The following is a 21908-nucleotide window of genomic DNA, read 5'->3' on the forward strand; positions in this document are numbered from 1 at the left end:
GCATTGGGACATGTTGGGACATCCATCGTCCCCGCTCCCTGCCTGTGTCGGTGCCCCGGATGGCAGGCGACGCAAAAGGGGTAGCTGACAGTCAGACAACATCGCCCGAATCCAGCCCTGGAAGACTTGATGACCACCGCACTCGCCTACGCAGCCCCATCCGCCTCTGAACCGCTCTCGCCTTTCCGGCTGGAGCGGCGTACGCCTGAGGCACGCGACGTGCAAATCGACATTCTCTACTGTGGCGTCTGCCACTCCGACCTGCACACCGCGCGCAACGAGTGGAAGAACACGATGTACCCCTCGGTGCCGGGCCACGAGATCGTCGGCCGCGTCAGCGCGGCCGGCACCGACGTCACCAAATTCAAGCTCGGTGACTTGGTCGGTGTGGGCTGCATCATCGACAGCTGCCGCCACTGCGAACCTTGTGGCGAAGGCCTGGAGCAACTGTGTGACAACGGCTTCACCGGCACCTACAACGGCCCGGTCTTCGGTGGCGAGAACACCTTCGGCGGCTACTCCAGTCGCATCGTGGTGGACGAGCGCTACGTGCTTCGCATCGCCCATGACGAGAAGCAGCTGGCCAGCGTGGCGCCGCTGCTGTGCGCCGGCATCACCACCTATTCGCCGCTGCGCACCTGGGGCGTCGAGAAAGGCCAGAAGGTGGGGGTTGTGGGCCTGGGGGGCCTGGGCCACATGGCGGTGAAGATTGCAGCTGCCATGGGCGCCCATGTGGTGCTATTCACCACCTCGGCTGGTAAGGTCGAGGATGCCAAGCGCATGGGCGCCGCCGAAGTGGTGATCTCCAAGGACGCCGCGGCCATGGCGGCGCATGCCAGTTCGTTTGACTTCATCGTCAACACCGTGGCCGCCCAGCACGACCTGAACCCTTTCATCACCCTGCTCAAGCGCGACTGCACCATGACCCTGGTCGGCGCGCCCGAGCACCCCCACCCCGGCCCCGACGTGTTCGGCCTGATCTTCAAGCGCCGTCGCTTGGCAGGTTCCCTGATCGGCGGCATCCGCGAGACCCAGGAGATGCTGGACTTCTGCGCCCAGCACGGCATCGTCTCCGACATCGAGACCATCGCCATCCAGGACATCAACACCGCCTACGAACGCATGCTCAAGAGCGATGTGAAGTACCGCTTTGTGGTGGACATGGCCACCTTGTCCGAGCAGGCCTGAAGGCCGCTCCGTTCAGTCAGGCCGACTCCGCCCCGCCCAGTTCGCGGGGCTGCCCCAAACCAACAGATGAAGCAGCATGCAACTCCAGATCAACGGTAAGACGCATGAGGTCGATGCAGAGGCGGACACGCCTTTGCTGTGGGTGATCCGGGACGACCTCGGTCTGACCGGCACGAAGTACGGCTGTGGGCTGGCGCAATGCGGCGCATGTTCGGTGCTGATCGACGGCGTGGTGACGCGCTCCTGCGTGATGCCGGCCTCGGCCGTCGTCGGCCGGCAGATCACCACCATCGAGGCCATCGAGCAGGATGCGGTGGGCCAGCGGGTGGTGCAGGCCTGGGTGGTGCATCAGGTGCCCCAGTGTGGCTACTGCCAGTCCGGCCAGGTCATGGCCACCACGTCTCTGTTGAAGCAAAACCCGCGTCCCACGGACGCGGAAATCGACACCGCCATGGTCAACCTCTGCCGATGTGGCACCTACAACGCCATTCGCGATGCGGTGCATGACCTGGCAGGGCGGGCGGGCGCCGCAGTGGCGGGAGAGTTGCTATCAGGCCATTCGGTGGCGCGTACGGCCGGGACCGGCGGCGCTGCGGACGAGGTGCAGTCATGAGCACGCCATTTTTTCCAAACGCCGCGGCGGAAGATGCCTTCCCGACCGGTGAGCCGACCAATGTCTCGCGTCGGGGTTTCCTGCTCCGCTCGGCGGGTACGGCGAGTGGTGCGTTCGTGCTGGGCTTCGGTTTGCCAATGGGCAGTGCACGTGCCCAGGCTGCGGCGACACCCGCGATGCGCGGCACGAAAGTGCCGGCGTTCCTGGAGATCCGGCCGGACAACTCGGTTCGCCTGCAAAGCCCGTTCATCGAAGGTGGGCAGGGCACCTTCACCGCCATGGCGCAGATCGTCGGCGAGGAACTGGACGCCGATCCCGCTAGCTTCATCGTGGAAAATGCACCACCCGGACAGGAGTTCGCTGTGCTGGACAACGGCATGCGCATCACCGGCGGCAGCATGTCGGTGCGCCTTGGCTATCCGACCATGCGGCGCCTGGGCGCGCTCGCGCGGGCCATGCTGCTGCAAGCAGCGTCGCAGCGCCTGCGCGTGCCGGTCGCACAGCTCAGCACCGAGCCGGGCCGGGTGGTGCACGCGGCTTCCGGCCGCTCGCTCGCCTACGGGCAGCTCGCCACGCAGGCCATGGACCTGCCGGTGCCCGACCCCGCCAGCGTGAAGCTCAAGGAGCGTTCGCAATTCCGCTGGATCGGCCAGCCCGTCAAGCGGCTGGACGCGCACGAGAAGTCCACCGGCAAGGTGCTCTACACCATCGACATGAAACTGGACGGCATGCTGCATGCCGCCGTTCAGCACGCGCCCCGGCTGGGCATGACGGTGGGTAGTGTGCGCAACCAGGCGCAGGTCGAGGCCATGAAGGGCGTGCACTCGGTGCACCGCCTGCCGGGCGCGATGGCGGTCGTCGCTGAACGCTGGTGGCACGCCAAGCGGGCAGCCGAGGCCCTGCAGGTGGACTGGCGCGAAGCCGGGCCCGAGGCCACCCAGCGCGTGATGCCGGCCGATTTCTCGACCACGGCTTTCCAGCAGCGGCTCGCGGCCGCGACCGGTGCGGGCGACGAGGCCGAGGTGGCCGGCGACATCGCCTCCGGCTTCAAGGGCGCGAAGACCGTGGTGACTGCCACCTATGCCAGCCAGTACGTCAAGCACGCGCAGCTGGAACCACCCTCGGCGCTGGCGCGTTTCAACCCCGATGGCACACTGGAGGTTTGGCTGCCCAACCAGGCCCCGGACATGTTCCGCGCCGACATGGCCAAGAAAACCGGACTGCCTGCCGACAAGATCACGCTGCATTCGCCGGTGCTGGGCGGCTTCTTCGGCCGCCATTTCCTCTACGAGGCAGCCAGCCCGTATCCGCAGGCCATCCAGCTGGCGAAGGCTACCGGGCGTCCGATCAAGCTGATTTGGAGCCGCGAGGAGGAGTTCCTGCGCGACACCGTGCGGCCCATGGCCGTTGTGCGCTTTCGCGCCGGGCTCGATCAGGACGGCCTGCCGGTCGCACTGGAGGCCATCAGTGCCACCGAAGGTCCGACCGAAGGTCTCAGTGGCAAGCGCGCCGAGAAACCGGACCCAACCGCCGTGGAAGGCCTGGCAGGCAAGGCCTACGCCATCGCGAACCGGCGCGTGGCGCGGCTCTACGTGCAGACGCCCATGATGCTAGGCTACTGGCGCTCGGTCGGCAATTCGATGAACGACTTCTTCTACGAAGCCTTCCTCGATGAGCTGGCAGACAAGGGCGGGCATGACCCGTACGAGCTGCGGCTGCTCCTGCTGAAGGACAACGCACGGTTGACCCGCCTGCTGAAGGCGGCCGCCGAGCTGTCCGGCGGCTGGAAGCGCGGCCCCTTCACCGCGGCGGACGGTACGCGCCGGGCCCGTGGCGTGGCCATGGCCTCGCCCTTCGGCAGCCATGCTGCGGCCATTGCGGAAGTCTCGATCAAGCAGGGACGGGTGCGGGTGCACGACATCTGGGAAGCCATCGACCCCGGCAGCATCGTCAACCCGGCCATCGTTGAAGCCCAGGTCAAGGGTGCCGTGGCGCTGGGGGTGTCGCAGGTGCTGTTGGAGGAGAGCGTCTACGAGCACGGTATGCCCCGGGCGAGGAACTACGACCTCTATCCCATCCTGCCGCCCGACCTCATGCCGCGGGTGCACGTCCGGGTTGTCGAGAGCGGCGAAAAGATGGGCGGAATCGGCGAGCCGCCGTTGCCCGCCGTGCCGCCGGCTGTGGCGAATGCCGTCGCCCGGCTGACGGGCAAACCTGTCCGCAGCATGCCGCTGTCGCGCCACACCTTCGAGGCCTGAGCCGTACGATCGATGAGCAAGCTCCGTTTCAAGAAGATGCTGGTCCGGCTGCTGCTGGTCACACTGGTGCTGGCCGCCGGCATGGCTTGGTTGGCCCGTCGCACGCCGCCTTCGCCTTTCGACGCCGAGGCCGCAGGGGATCCACGCACTGCGGCTCCTTCGGCAGAGCTGATCCGCCGCGGCGAATACCTGGCCCGCCTGAGCGATTGCGTGGCCTGCCACAGCACGCCGCAGAGCAAGCCCTTTGCCGGCGGACTGAAGATGGCCACACCCATGGGAGCCATCTTCGCAACCAACATCACGCCGGACCAGGCTACCGGCATCGGTCGCTATTCGCTGGCCGACTTCGACCGCGCGGTGCGCCTGGGCGTGGCGGCCGATGGGCACCGGTTGTATCCGGCCATGCCCTATCCGTCGTATGCCAAGCTGGGCGATGATGACTTGCGGGCCCTCTACGCCTTCTTCATGCACGGCGTGAGCCCCGTCCCGCAGCCGAACCAGGCCAGCGAGATCCCATGGCCGCTGAACATGCGCTGGCCGTTGGCGCTATGGAACACAGTCTTCACCGAATCCGGCAGCTACCAGCCCAAGGCACCGGCCAAGGCCGGTGTGAACGCCGATCTCTGGAACCGCGGCGCCTACATCGTGCAAGGTCCGGGCCATTGCGGCAGCTGCCACACGCCGCGCGGCCTGGCGATGAACGAGCAGGCGCTGAGCGAGAGCAGCCCGCTGTTCCTTTCGGGCGCGTTGCTGGACGGCTGGTATGCGCCCAGCTTGCGCGGCGACGGTGCCACCGGGCTCGGTCGCTGGCGTGAGGACGAGGTGGTGCAGTTCCTAAAGGTCGGCCGCAACGCGCATGCCGTGGTGTTCGGCTCCATGGCCGATGCCTTCAATAACTCCACCCAGTTCATGACCGACGACGACCTGCGGGCCATCGCGTACTACCTGAAGTCCCTGCCGGGCGATGCCGGCACCACTGCCACGGCCCTCAGCGAGCGCCCGGCATCTTCCGACTCCGCGGCGAATGCCAGCGCTGTGAAGACCTTCGCCGCGAAATGTGCGGCCTGCCATGGTGCCAGCGGCGCTGGCCAGGCACCATGGATCCCGCCGCTGGCCGGTGCCACCTCCTCCGTGGTGCCGCTGGCCAGAGCGTCCGCCATCAACGTGACGTTGAATGGTTCGGCTCGCGTCGTGGCCGCCGGCGTGCCGGACGCGTACCGCATGCCGGCTTTCCGCGACCAGCTCTCGGACCAAGAGATTGCCGACGTGCTGTCCTACGTGCGCGGCGCGTGGGGCAACCAGGGCGGGGCCGTGAAACAGGAAGACGTGAAGACCTTGCGCGAAGAGACCAACCCGGCCCGCAGCGACGTGATCGTGCTGCAGATGCGCTGAGCGAGCCGGCCATGCCTGTCCGGTTCGTCCCACCACGCCCTTCCACCCCGTCCCGCACCGCGATCCCGCTCGCAGCCAAGGCCTCACCCGGCGCGGCATGGCGGTCGCGGCGCTGGGGTGGGTCCCCCTGGCCCTGGTCGCATCGGCCCGGGCCGCAGGACCCCATGAATCCACCATGAAGATCCGCATCCACCGCAGCGAGATCCACCTCGACGTCCTCCTGGAGGCCAGCGACGTGGCCACCGAACTCTTGTCGCTGCTGCCATTGGACGCTGCAGCTGGAGGACTACCAGGCCACAGAGAAGGTCGCCTACCTGCCGGGCAAGCTGGCGGCGGCGGCCGGTAAGCCCGGCTTCACCCCTGCGCCTGGAGACCTGGCCTATTACGCGCCCTGGGGCAACCTGGCGTTCTTCTACCGGGGGGCGCCCCACGCCAGCGGGCTGGTGCGCCTGGGCCGGCTGCTGGGTGACGTGAAGGCCCTCCAGGTCCTGCCGTCCGGCACCGTGCGCGTCGAGCGCGTCGCCGATTAAGGCAACGCTGAATAAGGTCGAATCTGCCGCGGGGTTTGCATGTACCAAGTCAGCACAGACGGGCAGGTGAAGATGAAGCAGCAGACCCTCGCGATGGCGGCCGATCAAGGCCAAGGATTCGAGCAATACCGCAAGCCGACGAGGCGCGACACCTTCCTGGCGACCATGGAAGAAATCGTGCCCTGAATTGCGTTGTGCGAGGTGATCGAGCCTCACTATCCCAAGGCTGGCAACGGCCGCCCGCCGGTCGGGCTGGAGCGCATGCTGAGGATGTACTTCGTGCAGCACTGGTTCAACCTGGCAGACGAAGCCTGCGAGGAGGCGCTGCTGTCACAGGTCGATCAGCTCAAGATCAAATCCGACGCTTCACCAGCGAATAGACGCGGCTCCTGACCAGCGTTCACACCAGCTGAACACGTTGATCGAGCGCATGCTGGCCGATCCGCGGCGCATCATCGCCGTGCGCGTGAACATGCACCTGGGCCAGACGGTGCGCTTTGTGGACTGGCGCGACGGCAGCCTGCGAGAGGGCAAGGTGCTGGCCATGCGGGACACGCAGGTCACGCTGCAGGACCTGACCGAGCGGCGCGAGTGGAAGCTGCCCTATGCGGCCATCGAGCCGCCGGCGCCCAATGCCACCGCAAGAGCGCAGGCGCAAATGCGGGAACAAGAGCTCGCACCGCCACCGGCTGCACCCAAGCCAACGCGCAACGACTTCCGTTGCGGCGAGAAGGTGGCGTTCGAGGACAAGTACCTGCAAACCGTCATCGGCACCATCGTGCGCATCAACGACCGCACGGTCTCCATCGACCCGGGTGACGGCACCAAGTGGCGCGTCGGCTTCGCACTGCTGCGCCACGTGCTCGACGTCTGACTTTGCCGGACCCGGCCGGTCAATAAGGTGCTGGGGCCGCGCTTACCGTGCACTGCAATTCGTGCCCGTGTCGCTGGCACAGACCCCGCTTTCCTCAACACCGGCCGACATCGAGCTGCGGCGCAGCGCCACGGCCCTGAAGATCAGTTGGCCGACCGCGCGGCCAGCGCAGACTACGCGGTCTGGATGCGTGAGCTGCTGCGGTGATTCGTATTGACCCGCTGTGGATGGCGGTCGGGCCGGTAGACATGCGTGCTGGCGCGGATCGGCTGGTAGCCATCGTGGTGCAGGTATTTGGCATGCGCAGACGCACCACAGGCTACCTGTTTGCGAATGCGCGGGCCACCCGCGCGGCGCGTTGCACGTTCCGCTGGACGTACTAGCCGAACATGCCGGCTGATGCAAATGCAAATGCCTCGCGCCTTTGCACACCAGCTCATTTTTTACGCGTCAGGCTGGCAGTGCCCCCACGGGCCGGATGGGCCCCCAGCCACGCAGCGATCGGCACTGCGCAAAGCGCGAGCAGCGCGGCAATGAGAAAAATCTGCGCCACTCCGATCACATTGGCGAGAAGCCCCAGGAGAGGCGCGAACAAGCCAAGCGCCAAGTCGATGAAGGCCGTATAGACACCCATTGCGAGACCTCGCGCCTCGGTCGGCGCGCGGGAGACAGCCTCCATACCGAGGCCCGGATACACCAGTGCGTAGCCGAATCCCGCCATGGCAGATCCAGCAAAAGCAAGCCACGCGTAGGGGGAAAGCCAGATAAGAGCAAGCCCCGCGCTGTGGATCACGATAAAGATCATCGCAGTGCGTGAGCCGCCGAGGCGATCAGGCAATGGACCGAAGAAGACTCGCGCCACCACCAAGGCGATCGCGAATGCGGTGAAAGACAGCCAGGCCGGCTGCCATCCATTCTGGACGAACAGCAGCACGGCGAACGCCGTAGTGATGCCGTAGCCCACGCTCGAAAATGCCATCGCCAGCCCAGGTATCCAAACCGCCTTGAGCACCTGTCTGGCTGTCCCTCGGCTTTGCGTTGCAGGCCGGGTCGCCGGAACGAAGACGACCAGCAGCCATGTCGCCACGGCGCCAAGAAGTGTCGCCCACCCAATAGAAGCGAAACCAAGTCTCGAATACAGAAAGCTCCCAAGAGGCGCACCCAGGGCCAAGGCGACGAACATCGCTGTGCCGATCCACGCGATCATCTTGCCTACCTGACCCGGACCCGCGAGAGCAAGGCACCAGCTCTGCGCACCGATCATGATGAAGCTCTCAGCGCCCCCCAAGAGCACGCGGCCTGCCAGCAGGATCGCGATCGACCACGCGGGATCGCCAGTAGTCATCGTCGATGCGAGGTAGAGCAAGCCGGCGAGCGCCGCCATCACAGCCCCAGCCACCACGGCAAACTTGGACCCCAGCCGATCTGATACCGTCCCGGACCACAGTCGGCAAAGCAGCGCCGCAGCGAACTGCGCGCCCGCGACAAGGCCGACAGCGAATACGCTGAAGCCCAGGTCTCCATGGATGTGTAGCGGCAGAGCTGGCAATGCCGCGCCCGTGACGAGAAACACGGCGAACACACAGCCCATCAAAGATGGCAGCGTGCCATGGATCGACGAATTCGAGGCCTTGGGCATGATTTTTGGCATTGCGTTTCAACCTCGACAGCGAAGCGAGTGCAATTCGCAATGCTGCCTTCGTATTCGTCGCTGCGCGCGTTGGCGCGGGGGGCAAGGAATTGATGAATCAGGTAGGCGTTCGCACCGTGGATCTCGACGCCATCCGGGCCGGCCTCGACGGCACACCGGGCTGCATGACGAAATGCCTGCACGATCTGCGGCACCTCTTGGGTGGTCCGAGCCCGGGGGCACAGGTCATTGGCTTCCTTTGATTTCCTGGTCTCTCTAAGGTGCGGCGCCGTTCGTGGCAGACCCCTGTGCCATCCCTCTTTGGGCCGGACAGCGATACCTGTCTCGGGCGGAATCGGCTATCGCTTCTTGGTGATTGACGGCGCAGTCCACCGCAGCGCATCAAGAACCAGCGAGAACGCATGCGAGGGCTGCTTGCGACTCGGGTAGTACAGGTAGTAGCCAGGGAATGGGGCACACCAGTCCTCCAGAACGCGCACCAGCCGACCGTTCTCAAGGTGCGGCGCAAACTCTTCTTCGGGCAAAAACGCGATGCCCAGGCTTGCGACTGCCGCGTCCACCATGCTAGGCGAGGTATTGAAGATGAGTTGCCCATCCACTCGCACGTTCAACTTCTGGCTGCGGCGCTCGAAGTCCCAAACGTAAATACCTCCCGCAGTCTGCATGCGCATGTTGATGCAGTTGTGCTTCACCAGGTTGCGAGGGTTCTTGGGCTTGGGATTTTTCGCGAAATACGCCGGCGACGCCGCAGCGGCCATGCGCAACTGCGGGCCGAGCGCCACCGCGATCATGTCCTTGTCGATGGTGTCGCCAAGACGCACACCGGCATCGAAGCGGTCCGCCACGATGTCCCTGAAGCCGTAGTTGATGTCGAACTCAACCTTGATTTCAGGGAACTCAAGCAGCAAAGGGGTCAGCTTGGGAAGCAGCGTGGTCCGCAGGACGTGCTCGCCGCAGGTGATCCGAACCGTGCCGGCCGGCTTGTCCCGCATTTCCGTCAGCTCGTCCAGTTCGGCATGGATCTCGTCGAATCGGTGGCCGATGGCGTTGAGCAGTCGCTCGCCGGCGGCGGTGGGCGACACGCTGCGCGTGGTGCGCGTGAGCAGACGGATGTCCAGGCGCGTCTCCAGGCCGCTGATGGCCTGGCTGAGCGCCGATTGAGTGACACCCAGCAGCGAGGCTGCGCGCGTGAAACTGCCTTCGCGCGCTACCGTCACGAAGTACTGGAGATCGTTGAGGTTACGTTTGACCACGGTGCAAAGTCTCGCACGGCTTTCTGATTAGTTAATCTTATATCCTCTTTAAGTATTCATTAGCTAGTCAATTTGACTTTGCTGCGCCAACATCCTGGCATGAAAAGAGGTATTGCCGATTTGCACGCCATGGTTGCGGCGCCAAGCGCCGGTCGTGCTCGTCGACTACACGTTCGGGCTGGCGGCATGCGGTGGCGGCTCACCCAGGCCAATGCCTCGGATGGCGATTCGTCTGTACCTTCACAGGAGTTCCGCCGGATGGTGGCTGTGATCCAGTTGCCCATCGCGCTGGGCGCGAGCGTCGGCGGTCAGCTGTTCGACGCAACCGGCTACCGGAGCACCTTCGTGGCGAGTACGGCCGTGCTGCTGCCCGCTGCCTCCCTGGCTTTCACGACCCCGCGCGCGCAAGCCCGGCAAGCGGCCTGAATCGCCGCCTCCAACCAGGAGACCCCATGACCATGAACCTCGATGTCCTTCACAAAGACCGCAGTCGGACGGTCAGTGAACACCTGCCTGGGCATGGCTTGTCGGCCATGCGCACCCTGGGCCTCTTGTGCGGTCTGCTCATGCTGACTGGATGCGACGCCGCCCAGCCCGGCGCATCGGGCACGCATACCGCCGCTGCCACGGCCACTGTCCAACCGGAGGAACCCCGCATGCAGATGACCGTCGGCGAACGCCACTTCACCATCACCCTGGCCGACACCGAAGCAGCTCGCGAGCTTGCCGCGATGCTGCCATTGTCGATCAACATGGCCGACCTCAACGGCAACGAGAAGCATGCGGAGTTGTTGAAGTCGCTGCCAACGAATGCAAGCCGACCCGGCACGATCCGCAGCGGCGACCTCATGCTGTACGGATCGAGGACGCTGGTCGTCTTTTACCTGACCTTCAGCTCCTCCTATTCCTACACGCGCCTCGGCCGCGTGGACGATCCCTCCGGCCTGGCCCAGGCGCTCGGCAGCGGCGGCACACGAATCGAGTTCTCCAAGGAATAGAGGACGAACCGATGTTGGCAACCACCTTGAACAAGCCCTACGTCGTGATCCATACGCTGACGACGCTGGACGGACGAATCCACAACATTGCACTGCCCGAGTTCGATTCGGCAGCGCTCCTGTACGAGCAACTGGCACTGCATGCCGAGCAGCAGGTGCTGAACATTCGGGGCTACCTGAATGGCCGCGTTTCGACCGACGACAACTTTACCCGCTACCGCAAGCCCGACCTGAACGAATCTGCGGCCCTGGTTCCCGAAGGCGACTTCGTGGCAGAGGCGAATGCGCCCATGTACTACGTGGCGCTGGACCCTGCCGGCCGCTTGGGGTGGGAGGAGAACCACGTCGATTATGGCGGTGTCCGGTCGCACGTGGTTTCGGTACTGACCGAGCGGGCCGGCAACGCCTACAAGGACTTGCTGAGGCGGCGGGGTATCTCCTACGTCATCGCCGGCAACGACCAGCCGGACAACGCCCTGGCCCTGCATAAGCTGGTGACGCTGTTCGGCATGGAGCGCGTGATGATCGGCGGCGGCGTGCTGAACTGGTCATATGTGCAGGACGGCCTGGTCGATGAACTGAGCCTCCTGCTGTGTCCCGTCTCCGACGCATCGCCCGCTGCTCCGGGTCTGTTCACGGCCCGGGCGCCGTTTTCTCAAGTCAAGCCTCGCTCGTTCACGCTGATCGACGTGAAGGCGCTAAAAAACAGCACCCTGTGGCTGCGCTACCGGGTGCACAGCCAGCCATCCTGATCCAAAGAACCCAAGTCCGCGAAGCTCAATTCTCATCCGGGTGAGCGAGCGAGCGAACGCAACGAATGCAAACAGGCCAACTCAACCATGAAGAACGTGATTCTGATCGGCGCCAACGGAAGCACGTCGCAGGAAATCATCCCCCGTCTGCTGGAACAGGCGGACGTGAAGCTGACCCTCTTCTTGCGCCGCGCAAGCCGCCTGCAGCACATGCGGAGCGGTCGGGTGAATGTCGTGGAGGGCGATTCGTCTTCCCTCGCAGACCTGATGCGCGCGATCCGTGGGCAGGAGATTGTCGTCAGCACCATGGGTGGCATGGACCTGGGCGCCAAGACCGCGAACATCGTGCAGGCCATGAGAGAAGTTGGCGCGCGCCACATCGTCGTCATCAGTGCCGGTGGCATCTACGGTGAACTGCCTCCAGCCTTCAATGCCTGGGACAAGAGCATGGTCGGCCAGTACCGCCCGATCAACTTTAAGACGGCAGAGATTGCCGAGCAATCAGGGCTGGCCTACACCGTCCTGCGCCCGGTCTGGCTGACCAACAAGCCAACGGAAGCGTTCCAGTTGACCCGGAAGGGCGAGACCTACAAGGGCACGGAAACCTCACGCGCGAGCATCGGCCGCTTCGTGGCCGAACTTGTGAAGAACCCCCAGCAGTACGCCAACCTCAACCTGGGCATCAGCCAGCCCGACACCGACGGCGGCAGACCGGAAGCGTACCGCTGACCCTCACTCGTGAGGGCAAAAGGAACCGACCTGCCGGCCAGATCCATCAATCACGTAATAGAGAACGTCATGAACGAAGCTACCCTGAACATCGAGAACCTCAAACGGAGGACAGCCCTCAAGGGCGTGGTCCAAGGCTCGATCCTTGCCGGCTTGTCAGTGGCCCTCGGTGGCCAGACGGCGCTGGCGCAAACTTCATCGGCCATGATCGAGTCGGGCGGCCTGCGGCTGACGCGTGAATGGGACAAGCTCTTCCCAAAGAGCGATAAGGTAGATCACCAAAAGGTCACCTTCAAGAACCGCTACGGCATCACCCTCGCGGCTGACCTGTATCTGCCGAAGAACCGCGCGACCCAGCGCTTGGCGGCGATCGTCGTCGGCGGTCCGTTTGGCGCGGTCAAGGAACAGTCCTCGGGTCTGTACGCGCAGATCATGGCCGAGCGCGGCTTCGTGGCACTGGCCTTCGATGGCTCCTACACCGGGGAAAGCGGCGGCGAGCCGCGCAACGTCGCCTCGCCGGACATCAACACCGAGGATTTCATGGCGGCGGTGGACTTCATCGGCCTACAGCCCTACGTCGATCGCGAGCGCATCGGCGTTATCGGCATCTGCGGCTGGGGCGGCATGGCGTTGAATGCCGTCGCGGTGGACAAGCGGGTCAAGGCCGTCGCGGTCAGCACGATGTACGACATGACCCGCGTCATGTCCAAGGGCTACAACGACGTCGTGACCCCTGCGCAGCGCACGCAGACGCTGGAGCAGCTGAGCCGGCAGCGCTGGGAGGACGCCGCGAATGGGAAACCGGCCTACCAGCCGCCTTACAACAAGGACGTCAAGCCCGGCGACGCACAGTTCATGGTCGATTACCACGACTACTACATGACGCCGCGCGGCTACCACCCGCGCGCGGTCAACTCCGGCAACGCCTGGACGGTCACCACGCCGCTGTCGTTCATGAACATGCCGATCCTGACCTACATCAAGGAGATCTCGCCGCGTCCGATCCTGTTCGTGCACGGCGAGAAGGCCCATTCGCTCTATTTCGCCCAGACCGCCTATGCGGCCGCCGCAGAGCCCAAAGAGCTGGTGATCATCCCGGGCGCCAGCCACATTGATCTGTACGACCGCGTGGACAAGATTCCCTTCGACAAGATCACCGACTTCTTCGGCAAGCACCTCAAGGGCTGATCCAACCGATCAAGGATCGCTCACATGGCCCGTTCGGGCTCGACCTTCGTCAACGGCCAGGCCCTGGCCGTTGACGGCGGATTCACTGTGTACTGGTGGTCACGCCGGCATGCGTTGCCGGCACATAGAAGGAAAGCGGAAGAACATCATGATCAAAGACAAAGTCGTCATCATCACCGGCGCCTCTTCCGGCATCGGCGAGGCCACGGCCAAACTGCTCGCGAGCAAAGGCGCCAAGGTCGTACTCGGCGCGCGGCGCGCAGCCAACCTGCAGCGAATCACCGACGAGATCCAGGCGCATGGCGGCCAGGCGATGTACCAGGAACTGGACGTCACCCGACAGTCCGAGAACGATGCCATCGTCAAGTTGGCCAAGGACAGGTTCGGCCGCGTGGACGCCATTTTTCTCAATGCCGGCCTGATGCCCAACTCGCCGCTGTCCGCGCTCAAAACCGACGAGTGGCATCAGATGGTCGATGTCAACGTCAAGGGCGTGCTCAATGGCGTGGCCGCCGTACTGCCCGAATTCCTGGCGCAGAAGTCCGGGCACGTGATTGCCACCTCGTCGGTGGCGGGGCTCAAGGCCTATCCGGGTGGTGCCGTCTATGGCGGCACCAAATGGTTCCTGCGCGACTTCATGGAAGTCCTGCGCATGGAGTCCGCCATGGAGGGCTCCAACATCCGCACCGCGACGATCTACCCGGCTGCAATCAATACCGAGCTGCTGTCGACCTTCAGCGACAAAGCGTCGCTCGACCAGATGCAAAGCATCTACGACAAGTTCGGCATTTCCCCGGATCGGATCGCCAACGTCGTGGCCTTCGCGATCGACCAGCCCGACGACACGACGATCAATGAGTTCACGGTCGGCCCCTCGAACCAACCTTGGTAGGGCCCGTGCCATGACGACGGCATCTTTCCGCGAAGCGATGCGCGAGAGCGGCGACCGGCCGGATGCCAAGGTACGCGCGGCCTTTGTCGTCATCGGCTTGGGCCACGTGTCGGCAGCCTCGGCGCAGCGCAGGTTCGCTGAACCGGCCTTCGACATGCATACGCGCAGTGTGGTGCCGATCCCGGCATCTGAGCGCGCATTGCAGACAGCCGTGGCTGAACCCTGGTTCAAGGTGTCCAACGAGGGGTTGCTCCTCGAAGGGGCGATCTTCGACCGCAGCTGCAATCTGCTTTTCTGCGACGTGAGCGAGCGACGCGTTCTGCGCCTGACCCCGGATCAGCAGTTGTCCACCGTCGTCACGCTGGACACGCTGTCGCCGGGCGGGCTGGCTTTCAATCCGAACGGGCGCCCGTTCATCGCGGCTCTGGGCATTCCGAACCGACGCGGCGCGATTTATTCGGCGAATCCGGGCGGCTCGGGCCTGCAGATCATCGTGCCGCCCGTGGCCGGGTACATGCCCAATGACCTGGTGTTCGACGCGCGCGGCGACTTCTACTTCACCTATTTCAAGAGCACCGCGACCGAATCCAGGGGCGGTGTGTACTACGCCGCGCAGGACTGGCGACCATCGAACCCGTGCTGCCCAACTTGGCAATGGCCAATGGCCTGGCGCTCTGCCCCGACGGCAAGACGCTGTGGGCGACCGAGTTCGGCCGCAACCTGCTGCACCGGATCGAACTGGCCGACGCGACCACCATCGCGCCGATCAGCTCGACCATCGCCTACGACTTCGTCGGCCCGGCCCCAGACTCTGATGCGTGCAGATGCCGACGACAACGTGTGCGCGGCGATCTACGGGCAGGGCCACTTGCTGGCCTTCAACCGCAACGGCATTCCCATCGGTCAGGTGCTGCTGCCCGGACACGATGGCGGCCACAACCTGACCCGCACCAGCCTGGCAGAAACGACCTCTACGTCGTCACCAGTGACATGGGCAAAGGGCAAGGGGCAAGGGGCAAGGGGCAAGGGGCAAGGGGCAAGGGGCGATGGTGTTCCACGCCAAGGCGTTCAGCAAGGGGCTGCAGCCCGCTTCATCCCGAAAACGGTATGCCGCCGCTGGCCATCCGGCGCCTAACGGCCTGATCGGGGGATCATGCCTGTGGAGCGTCAAATATTTTTCACCTCAGGCGCCGGACTTGGTTCGACATTGATTGCTGGCTCACCCCTTGACCCTGCGACATCCAGGGCACACACACCGGCGGATTCCGGAAAGGAGACTTCCACGCCCAACGCACAACGAGGCAGCAAGTCAGGCGTCAAGGCCCGCGTGTTCGTTACCGGCTCGGCCGATGGACTGGGCTGGGCCAGGGCCACGCAGTCGTCGTGCACGTGCGCTCGCAGGCGCATGTCGGCCGTAAAGGAACTCGTGGACCAGGACGCCGTCGCCACGGTCGGTGATTTGTCCGATCTTGCGCAGATTCTTGATCTTGCCCGCCAGGTCAATGCGAGCGGCGCAATGGATGCCGTCGTCCACAACGTGGGCATCCCCAATGGCGCCCAACTGCTGGTTGTCAACGTCGTCGCACCGTACCTGCTCACGTCCCTCATCCAGCGCCCCAAGCGCCTGATCTACCTGAGCAGCAGCATGCACCGGGGCGGACGCGCTAGCCTGGCCGGCATGGACTGGACCGGCCGCACATCCACCGGCTGCTACTCGGACAGCAAGTTGTTCGTGACCACTCTGGCAGCGGCCGTCGCACGGCTGTGGCCCGAGGTGTACAGCAACGCCGTCGATCCGGGCTGGGTGCCGACCAACATGGGTGGCCCGAGCACGCCCGACGACCCGAGACTGGGCCACCTGACCCAGGAATGGCTTGCGACCAGCGACGATCCCGAGGTATTGAACAGCGGCAGCTATTGGCACCACCAACGGCGCCAGGAGCCGCACCCCGCCGTCAACGACACCCGGTTCCAGGACCTGCTGCTGGCGGAACTGGCGCGCGCCACCGGTACCAGGCTGGCGGGCTCGTGCCCCCCGGCCGATCAGCGATTCCCCAAGAGGCAATGTCAGAACCTGATGAGAGGTGCCCATGAAGAAGCAAGCTCGACGTTCCGCCCTGACCGGGCATCTTGTTGCTGCCATCTCGCTGCTGGCCTTTGCCGCAGGAGCTGCGCAGGCGCAGGACTTCAACGCCCGCGCGCCGAATGCGAAGGACCAGCGCCCCGCCTTTGAAGGCCAGACCCGTGCGCCGATCCTCGATGCGGACGTCCGGCTGAACTCGCAGGTCGTCGCCGACGGTCTGGTGCATCCCTGGGGCATGGCCCAGTTAGCCGACGGCCGTTGGCTTGTGACCGAGCGCCCGGGCCGGCTGCGGCTGATCACCGCCGACGGCAAGGTGTCCGAGCCGATCACCGGCCTCCCCGCTGTGGACGCCCGGGGCCAGGGCGGACTGCTCGACGTGGTGGTCCGTGACGACTTCGCGCGGACACGCCGTCTGTGGTGGAGCTATGCCGAGCCGCGTGACGGCGGCGCCAACGCGACCGCTGTGGCAACGGGTGTGCTGTCCAGGGACGATCACAGGATCACGGACGTCCGGGTGATCTTCCGGCAGAACCCGGCCAGGAACTCCACGGCCCACTTCGGTTCGCGGCTGGTCTTCGACCGCGCCGGCATGCTGTTCGTGACGACCGGCGATCGCTATGAGGCGCGCGCGCTGGCGCAGGATCCCGGCACGCACATCGGTAAGGTGCTGCGCATAGATCCGCAAGGCGGTGCTGCCGCAGGCAATCCGTCGATTCCGGGCGGCCAGCCCGAAGTCTGGTCTTACGGGCATCGCAATGTGCAGTCGGCCGCGCTAGCGCCGGACGGCAAGCTCTGGACGGTGGAGCATGGGGCGCTTGGCGGTGACGAATTGAACCAGCCGCAAGCTAGGCGGAACTACGGCTGGCCAGTCATCACCTACGGCCTCGACTACAGCGGCCGCGCCATCGGCGACAGGCTGACGGCACGCAGGGACATGGAGCAGCCGATCTACTACTGGGACCCAGTGATCGCGCCCAGCGGCATGGCGTTCTACCAAGGCACGCTGTTTCCCGGATGGCACGGCGATCTGCTGATCGGCGGCCTGGCCGGCCAAGCGCTGGTGCGGCTGACCCTGAACGGCGGGCGCGTCACGGGCGAGGCCCGCTACCTGCAAGGCCAGGGCCGCATCCGGGATGTCGATGTCGCCCGGGACGGCGCGGTCATGGTGCTGACCGATGCCCCGAACGGCGCCCTGATTCGCGTGACACCCGCACAAGGTACATAAGCATGAAAGAACTCTGGTCCCGCGTCATCAAGGCGGGTGTCGGCGTCGCCGTCCTGGGCGTCGTCGGTGTCTTCGCCTATTTTCAGCAACCGGTGTTCGGGGAACTTCCCAGCGGCGAACGGTTGACACGCATCGAACACTCGCCCAACCTTGCCGATGGCATGTTCCGAAACCAGATCGACACGCCCATGAAGACGACAGATCAGTCCGAACTGTCGATGTGGATGGAGACTCTCCTTGGGAAGAAGGGCCAGCCCCGTCCGCCGGGCGCCATTCCCGCCATCAAGACCAACCTCAAGGCGCTCAATCCTGCGCAGGACCTGGTGGTCTGGCTGGGCCACTCCTCTTATTTTGTGCAACTGGATGGACAGCGCTTCCTGATCGATCCGGTCTTCAGCACCAATGCCGCGCCCCTACCGGCGGCAAACCGGGCGTTCGAGGGCACCAGCATCTACGCGGCCGACGACATGCCCGAGATCGATGCGCTGCTGATCAGCCACGACCACTATGACCATCTGGACTACCCATCCATCCTGGCCCTCAAGTCCAAGGTCAAGAAGGTGATCGTCGGGCTGGGCGTGGGGGCGCATTTCGAGGCCTGGGGCTACGACATGGCCACCGTGCGCGAGGCCGACTGGAACGAGGTGATCGCGCTGACCCCGCAGGTGCAGATCCACATCGCGCCGGCCCGGCATTTCTCCGGGCGCACCCTGACCCGCGACCAGTCGCTGTGGGTCGGATTCGCTCTGGTGTCTCCCGAGCGCCGCCTCTTTTTCAGCGGTGACTCGGGCTACGGGCCGCATTTCGCTCAAATCGGCCAGCAGCTCGGCCCTTTCGATTGGGTAGCGCTAGACGCTGGTCAGTACGACCCCCGCTGGGCGAGCGTCCACATGAACCCGGAGCAGGCCGCGCAGGCAGCCGAGGACCTGCGCACGCGCGTGCTGATGCCGGGGCATGTGGGCCGCTTCTCCATCGCGCCCCACGACTGGGACGATCCCTTCAAACGCATCGCGGCTGCCAGCAAGGGACGCGGCTATGCGCTGTGGACGCCAGAGATCGGCCAGCCCGTCCATCTGGACGGCGGCGCACAGTCTTTCGCGCCATGGTGGGAGCACAACGCCGCCAATGCGCAGTCCCACCGTGCCACTGGCGCGAAGGAGAAGTAAGGCGCGCACCTGCAATCGACACGACACGCACGCGCCCGCGATCCCATCCCGCGCAAGTTTTGTCCCGGCCAAACCGCCAACGCCATTTAGCCCGAAGGAAAGGAACCCACGATGAAACATCCCATCGAGACCGACCCACCGGTTGAGCTCAGCGCCGATGAAGCGGCGCTTCTGAGCGAAATGCCCGATCTGGACGGTGTCGGCCAGTCGCGCCGCACCTTCATGATGAGCTCCGCCGCCGGCGGCGTTGGCCTGTTCGCGGCAAACCTGCTGGCCCAAGAGGCCGCGTTGGCGCAGATGCCGCTTGCCGAAGGCGCCGCTACGGCGTTGATCAAAGCGCAGAACGTCGTCAACGTGACCTTCCAGGTCAACGGCGTGCAGAAGACCCTGGAAATTGATTCTCGCGTGGTGCTGCTCGACGCTTTGCGCGAACGCCTGGCAATGACCGGATCGAAAAAAGGCTGCGACCAAGGCCAGTGTGGCGCTTGCACGGTGCTGGTGGACGGCGAGCGCGTCCTGTCCTGCCTCACGCTGGTAGCAACGCTCGAAGGGCGAGAAGTCACCACGATCGAGGGGCTGGCCCAGGGCGATCAATTGCACCCGGTGCAAGCCGCCTTTATCAAGCACGACGGCTTTCAGTGTGGTTACTGTACGCCGGGCCAGATCTGCTCGGCCGTCGGCATGCTGGGCGAAGCACGCCGCGGAGATGTCAGCCATGTCACGGCCGACGTCAGCAAGACCACGACACGCCTCACCGACGAGGAAATCAAGGAGCGCATGAGCGGCAACATCTGTCGCTGCGGCGCCTACCCCGGCATCGTTGCCGCGGTGCAGGAGGTGCACTCGGGACGCCAGACCGCCCAGACCTGGCAATTCGCCACCGAGACGCAACTGGCGTCCGTTCGCAAGGAGGATGGCCATGAGACCGTTTGAGTACGTACGGGCGGCCGATGCCGCATCGGGCGCAGCCGCAGTCGCGAGCGTGCCTGGCGCGAAGTTCCTCGCGGGCGGCTCCAATCTCGTCGACCTGATGAAGGAAGACGTGGAGCGGCCCACCCGTGTGGTGGACATCCGCCAGTTGCCGCTGCGGCAGATCCAGCGTACCCGCGCGGGCCTGTCCTTGGGTGCGCTGGCGACCAACACCGAGACCGCCAACCATCCGGTGATCCGCGAGAACTATCCGCTGCTGACCCAGGCCATCGTCGCGGGTGCCTCGGGGCAGTTGCGCAACATGGCCACCAACGGCGGCAACCTCCTGCAGCGTACTCGGTGCAACTACTTCTACGACACCGCAACGCCGTGCAACAAGCGCGAGTCCGGCACCGGCTGCGGTGCGCGCGAGGGACTGAACAAGATCCACGCCGTCCTCGGCTGGAGCGAGGCCTGTGTGGCAACCTATCCGGGCGACATGGCCAACGCGCTGTATGCGCTTGACGCCAACGTGCGTGTGCGTACGACGGAAGGGCGCGAGCGGCTGATCCCGATTGCCGATTTCCATCGCCTGCCGGGCGACACCCCGCAGCGGGACAACAACCTCGAACATGGCGAATTGATCCTCGCCATCGAACTGCCGGTCTCGGCAGCAGAGTTCGCACGCAACTCCCATTACCTCAAAGTGCGGGATCGAACCTCCTACGCCTTTGCGATGGTCTCTGTCGCCGCCGCGCTGCAACTCGACGGCGGCACCATCCGCCAGGCGCGTGTGGTGCTGGGCAGCGTCGCCCACAAACCCTGGCGCAGCGCCGAGGCTGAGGCCGAGCTGGTCGGTCGCCGAGCCACCGAAGACACGTTCCGCCAGGCTGCCGCAGCCGCGCTGCGCGATGCCCGCCCGCTGGCCCACAACGCCTACAAGGTGGAACTGGGACAACGATCCGTTGTGCGTGCGCTGATGCGCGCCGCGAAACTGGCTTGAGCACAAGGAGAACTGCCATGGCACGCTATCTTGGGAAAGAAATGACCCGCGTGGACGGGATCGCCAAAGTCACGGGCAAGGCCAAATACACGGCCGAGTTCCAGGTCCCGCATGTGGCCTACGGCTTCATCGTGCTGAGCACCGTGGCCAAAGGTCGGATCACCGCGATCGATGCCCGCGAGGCCGAGAACGCAGCGGGCGTGGTGCGCGTATTCACCCATCTGAACGCTGGCCGCCTGGGCAAGGCGCCAGCGGCCAGTGCGCCGCCGCAGTGGTCTTGGCCGCTGCAGTCGGATCGGGTGTTCTTCAACGGCCAGCCGATCGCATTGGTGGTCGCCGAAACTTACGAGCAGGCGCGCCATGCCGCACGGCTGGTCAAGGCCACCTATCAAACCGAGCCGCACGTCACCGAGTTGCAGACAGTGCTGGGCCGCGCCATGCCGATACCGCAGAACACGCTGCCACGCGGCGACCCGGCCGGCGCGCTGAAGTCGGCAGAGGTCAAAGTAGAGGCCGAATATCACATCCCGATCAACCACCACAATCCGATGGAGCCGCATGCGGCGATCGCGTTCTGGGAAGGTGAGAACCTCACGATTTTCGACAAGACACAGAACGTCTACGGCGTGCAGAAACACCTGGCCGAAGGCCTGGCCGTGCCGGCCGAGAACATCCGCGTGGTGTCGCCTTTCGTCGGTGGTGCCTTCGGCTCATCGCTCAAGCCCAACTACTACCCCTCGCTGACCGCCATGGCCGCGCGCGAACTCCGGCGTCCGGTCAAGGTGGTCTTCACCCGCACGCAGATGTTCACCGGCCACGGCTACCGGCCGCAGACGATCCAGAAGGTCGCGCTGGGCGCGGACCGCAGCGGCAAGTTGCAGGCCATCGTCCAGGAAGCGTTTCACAACACCTCGTCCTTCGAGGCGTTCTCAGACAACACCACCGGCTTTCTCAAACAGGTCTATGCCTGCGCGAACCTGGACATGCCGCTGAAGGTGGCAGCCACCGACTTGCCCACGCCGACCTGGATGCGCGCGCCCGGGGCGGTCAGCGGCATGTTCGCGCTGGAAAGCGCGATGGATGAGCTGTCCTATGCGCTAAAGATCGATCCGCTGCAACTGCGCCTGATCAACTACGCCGAGGTCGATCCGGTCAGCGGCAAGCCGTTCTCGAGCAAGGCCCTGCGCGAGTGCTACCGCCTGGG

Annotated in this window: 22 protein-coding genes and 3 pseudogenes; 22 read left to right on the forward strand and 3 right to left on the reverse strand. The window is 65.0% G+C overall.

The window, feature by feature from the left end; all coding sequences use genetic code 11:
• Positions 1-129: 129 nt before the first annotated feature.
• From ACAH41_RS18580 to tnpB, 9 genes and pseudogenes are all read left to right on the forward strand, one after another.
• Complete coding sequence (locus ACAH41_RS18580; RefSeq protein WP_141284389.1) at positions 130-1188, forward strand: NAD(P)-dependent alcohol dehydrogenase; 1059 nt, start codon at positions 130-132, stop codon at positions 1186-1188.
• 76 nt (positions 1189-1264) lie between these two features.
• Positions 1265-1702, forward strand: a pseudogene (locus ACAH41_RS18585) ((2Fe-2S)-binding protein); the annotation flags it as partial.
• Between the two features lie 95 nt (positions 1703-1797).
• Positions 1798-4059 carry a molybdopterin cofactor-binding domain-containing protein gene (locus ACAH41_RS18590; protein WP_325648448.1) on the forward strand — a complete coding sequence of 754 codons (2262 nt, stop codon included), beginning with the start codon at positions 1798-1800 and terminating at the stop codon, positions 4057-4059.
• A 12-nt stretch (positions 4060-4071) separates the two neighbouring features.
• Positions 4072-5451 carry a cytochrome c gene (locus ACAH41_RS18595; RefSeq protein WP_370538404.1) on the forward strand — a complete coding sequence of 460 codons (1380 nt, stop codon included), beginning with the start codon at positions 4072-4074 and terminating at the stop codon, positions 5449-5451.
• A 175-nt stretch (positions 5452-5626) separates the two neighbouring features.
• Positions 5627-5797: a hypothetical protein gene (locus ACAH41_RS18600; protein ID WP_211361264.1), complete on the forward strand. Its 171-nt coding sequence runs from the start codon at positions 5627-5629 to the stop codon at positions 5795-5797.
• Positions 5778-5981 (forward strand): cyclophilin-like fold protein, encoded by a 204-nt coding sequence (locus tag ACAH41_RS18605; protein WP_370538408.1) that lies wholly within the window; start codon positions 5778-5780, stop codon positions 5979-5981. The genes ACAH41_RS18600 and ACAH41_RS18605 overlap by 20 nt, the downstream gene beginning before the upstream one ends.
• A 72-nt stretch (positions 5982-6053) precedes the next feature.
• Positions 6054-6308, forward strand: a pseudogene (locus tag ACAH41_RS18610) (transposase); the annotation flags it as partial.
• A 91-nt stretch (positions 6309-6399) separates the two neighbouring features.
• Entirely contained in the window at positions 6400-6855 is a 456-nt protein-coding gene (locus tag ACAH41_RS18615) for a hypothetical protein (RefSeq protein WP_325648452.1), read from the forward strand.
• Between the two features lie 227 nt (positions 6856-7082).
• Complete coding sequence (gene tnpB / locus ACAH41_RS18620; protein ID WP_370538409.1) at positions 7083-7238, forward strand: IS66 family insertion sequence element accessory protein TnpB; 156 nt, start codon at positions 7083-7085, stop codon at positions 7236-7238.
• Between the two features lie 53 nt (positions 7239-7291).
• On the opposite strand, the gene ACAH41_RS18625 is transcribed toward tnpB, so the two are convergent.
• The 3 genes and pseudogenes from ACAH41_RS18625 to ACAH41_RS18635 all read right to left on the reverse strand — a co-directional run bounded on the left by ACAH41_RS18625 (position 7292) and on the right by ACAH41_RS18635 (position 9759).
• A complete protein-coding gene (locus ACAH41_RS18625) occupies positions 7292-8506 on the reverse strand; it encodes an arabinose transporter (protein ID WP_325648454.1) in 1215 nt (404 codons plus the stop codon).
• Positions 8507-8508: 2 nt separating this feature from the next.
• A pseudogene (locus tag ACAH41_RS18630) lies at positions 8509-8724 on the reverse strand (alkene reductase); the annotation flags it as partial.
• Positions 8725-8844: 120 nt separating this feature from the next.
• The gene (locus ACAH41_RS18635; protein ID WP_141284402.1) at positions 8845-9759 is read right to left on the reverse strand and encodes a LysR family transcriptional regulator; all 915 of its coding nucleotides are present in this window, start codon (positions 9757-9759) and stop codon (positions 8845-8847) included.
• A 258-nt stretch (positions 9760-10017) separates the two neighbouring features.
• On the opposite strand from ACAH41_RS18635, the gene ACAH41_RS18640 reads away from it, so the two are divergent.
• From ACAH41_RS18640 to ACAH41_RS18700, 13 genes are all read left to right on the forward strand, one after another.
• Positions 10018-10185: a hypothetical protein gene (locus ACAH41_RS18640; protein WP_310733297.1), complete on the forward strand. Its 168-nt coding sequence runs from the start codon at positions 10018-10020 to the stop codon at positions 10183-10185.
• 26 nt (positions 10186-10211) lie between these two features.
• Positions 10212-10757: a cyclophilin-like fold protein gene (locus ACAH41_RS18645; protein WP_325648459.1), complete on the forward strand. Its 546-nt coding sequence runs from the start codon at positions 10212-10214 to the stop codon at positions 10755-10757.
• An 11-nt stretch (positions 10758-10768) separates the two neighbouring features.
• The gene (locus tag ACAH41_RS18650; protein ID WP_370538405.1) at positions 10769-11509 is read left to right on the forward strand and encodes a dihydrofolate reductase family protein; all 741 of its coding nucleotides are present in this window, start codon (positions 10769-10771) and stop codon (positions 11507-11509) included.
• Positions 11510-11596: 87 nt separating this feature from the next.
• Positions 11597-12238, forward strand: a complete 642-nt coding sequence (locus tag ACAH41_RS18655; RefSeq protein WP_325648463.1) for an NAD(P)H-binding protein — start codon at positions 11597-11599, stop codon at positions 12236-12238.
• A 204-nt stretch (positions 12239-12442) separates the two neighbouring features.
• Positions 12443-13426 carry an alpha/beta hydrolase gene (locus tag ACAH41_RS18660; RefSeq protein ID WP_370538410.1) on the forward strand — a complete coding sequence of 328 codons (984 nt, stop codon included), beginning with the start codon at positions 12443-12445 and terminating at the stop codon, positions 13424-13426.
• A gap of 148 nt (positions 13427-13574) precedes the next feature.
• Entirely contained in the window at positions 13575-14318 is a 744-nt protein-coding gene (locus ACAH41_RS18665; RefSeq protein WP_141284410.1) for an SDR family oxidoreductase, read from the forward strand.
• Positions 14319-14328: 10 nt separating this feature from the next.
• Positions 14329-15453, forward strand: coding sequence for an SMP-30/gluconolactonase/LRE family protein (locus tag ACAH41_RS18670; protein WP_370538406.1), 1125 nt, complete (start codon positions 14329-14331; stop codon positions 15451-15453).
• 18 nt (positions 15454-15471) lie between these two features.
• The gene (locus ACAH41_RS18675) at positions 15472-16551 is read left to right on the forward strand and encodes an SDR family NAD(P)-dependent oxidoreductase (RefSeq protein WP_325648468.1); all 1080 of its coding nucleotides are present in this window, start codon (positions 15472-15474) and stop codon (positions 16549-16551) included.
• Positions 16469-17626: a PQQ-dependent sugar dehydrogenase gene (locus ACAH41_RS18680; RefSeq protein ID WP_325648734.1), complete on the forward strand. Its 1158-nt coding sequence runs from the start codon at positions 16469-16471 to the stop codon at positions 17624-17626. The genes ACAH41_RS18675 and ACAH41_RS18680 overlap by 83 nt, the downstream gene beginning before the upstream one ends.
• A gap of 2 nt (positions 17627-17628) precedes the next feature.
• On the forward strand, positions 17629-18792 hold the full coding sequence (locus ACAH41_RS18685) for an MBL fold metallo-hydrolase (RefSeq protein ID WP_325648469.1): 1164 nt from the start codon (positions 17629-17631) through the stop codon (positions 18790-18792).
• A 111-nt stretch (positions 18793-18903) separates the two neighbouring features.
• On the forward strand, positions 18904-19725 hold the full coding sequence (locus ACAH41_RS18690; protein ID WP_325648470.1) for a 2Fe-2S iron-sulfur cluster-binding protein: 822 nt from the start codon (positions 18904-18906) through the stop codon (positions 19723-19725).
• Complete coding sequence (locus tag ACAH41_RS18695) at positions 19712-20704, forward strand: xanthine dehydrogenase family protein subunit M (RefSeq protein WP_325648472.1); 993 nt, start codon at positions 19712-19714, stop codon at positions 20702-20704. Before ACAH41_RS18690 ends, ACAH41_RS18695 begins: the two co-directional genes overlap by 14 nt.
• 17 nt (positions 20705-20721) lie before the next feature.
• Positions 20722-21908: xanthine dehydrogenase family protein molybdopterin-binding subunit (locus ACAH41_RS18700; RefSeq protein WP_370538407.1), on the forward strand; the 1187-nt coding region annotated here is incomplete at its 3' end.

Source organism: Ideonella sp., from assembly GCF_041287625.1.
Classification (GTDB): Bacteria; Pseudomonadota; Gammaproteobacteria; order Burkholderiales; family Burkholderiaceae_C; genus Ideonella.

What these genes read in the sequence shown, in the direction of transcription:
- ACAH41_RS18580 (WP_141284389.1), top strand. Translation starts at nt 130, where the DNA reads ATGACCACCGCACTCGCCTACGCAGCCCCATCCGCCTCTGAACCGCTC.
- ACAH41_RS18590 (WP_325648448.1), top strand. Translation starts at nt 1,798, where the DNA reads ATGAGCACGCCATTTTTTCCAAACGCCGCGGCGGAAGATGCCTTCCCG.
- ACAH41_RS18595 (WP_370538404.1), top strand. Translation starts at nt 4,072, where the DNA reads ATGAGCAAGCTCCGTTTCAAGAAGATGCTGGTCCGGCTGCTGCTGGTC.
- ACAH41_RS18600 (WP_211361264.1), top strand. Translation starts at nt 5,627, where the DNA reads ATGAAGATCCGCATCCACCGCAGCGAGATCCACCTCGACGTCCTCCTG.
- tnpB (WP_370538409.1), top strand. Translation starts at nt 7,083, where the DNA reads ATGGCGGTCGGGCCGGTAGACATGCGTGCTGGCGCGGATCGGCTGGTA.
- ACAH41_RS18625 (WP_325648454.1), bottom strand. Translation starts at nt 8,506, where the DNA reads ATGCCAAAAATCATGCCCAAGGCCTCGAATTCGTCGATCCATGGCACG.
- ACAH41_RS18640 (WP_310733297.1), top strand. Translation starts at nt 10,018, where the DNA reads ATGGTGGCTGTGATCCAGTTGCCCATCGCGCTGGGCGCGAGCGTCGGC.
- ACAH41_RS18645 (WP_325648459.1), top strand. Translation starts at nt 10,212, where the DNA reads ATGACCATGAACCTCGATGTCCTTCACAAAGACCGCAGTCGGACGGTC.
- ACAH41_RS18650 (WP_370538405.1), top strand. Translation starts at nt 10,769, where the DNA reads ATGTTGGCAACCACCTTGAACAAGCCCTACGTCGTGATCCATACGCTG.
- ACAH41_RS18655 (WP_325648463.1), top strand. Translation starts at nt 11,597, where the DNA reads ATGAAGAACGTGATTCTGATCGGCGCCAACGGAAGCACGTCGCAGGAA.
- ACAH41_RS18660 (WP_370538410.1), top strand. Translation starts at nt 12,443, where the DNA reads ATGATCGAGTCGGGCGGCCTGCGGCTGACGCGTGAATGGGACAAGCTC.
- ACAH41_RS18665 (WP_141284410.1), top strand. Translation starts at nt 13,575, where the DNA reads ATGATCAAAGACAAAGTCGTCATCATCACCGGCGCCTCTTCCGGCATC.
- ACAH41_RS18670 (WP_370538406.1), top strand. Translation starts at nt 14,329, where the DNA reads ATGACGACGGCATCTTTCCGCGAAGCGATGCGCGAGAGCGGCGACCGG.
- ACAH41_RS18675 (WP_325648468.1), top strand. Translation starts at nt 15,472, where the DNA reads ATGCCTGTGGAGCGTCAAATATTTTTCACCTCAGGCGCCGGACTTGGT.
- ACAH41_RS18685 (WP_325648469.1), top strand. Translation starts at nt 17,629, where the DNA reads ATGAAAGAACTCTGGTCCCGCGTCATCAAGGCGGGTGTCGGCGTCGCC.
- ACAH41_RS18690 (WP_325648470.1), top strand. Translation starts at nt 18,904, where the DNA reads ATGAAACATCCCATCGAGACCGACCCACCGGTTGAGCTCAGCGCCGAT.
- ACAH41_RS18695 (WP_325648472.1), top strand. Translation starts at nt 19,712, where the DNA reads ATGAGACCGTTTGAGTACGTACGGGCGGCCGATGCCGCATCGGGCGCA.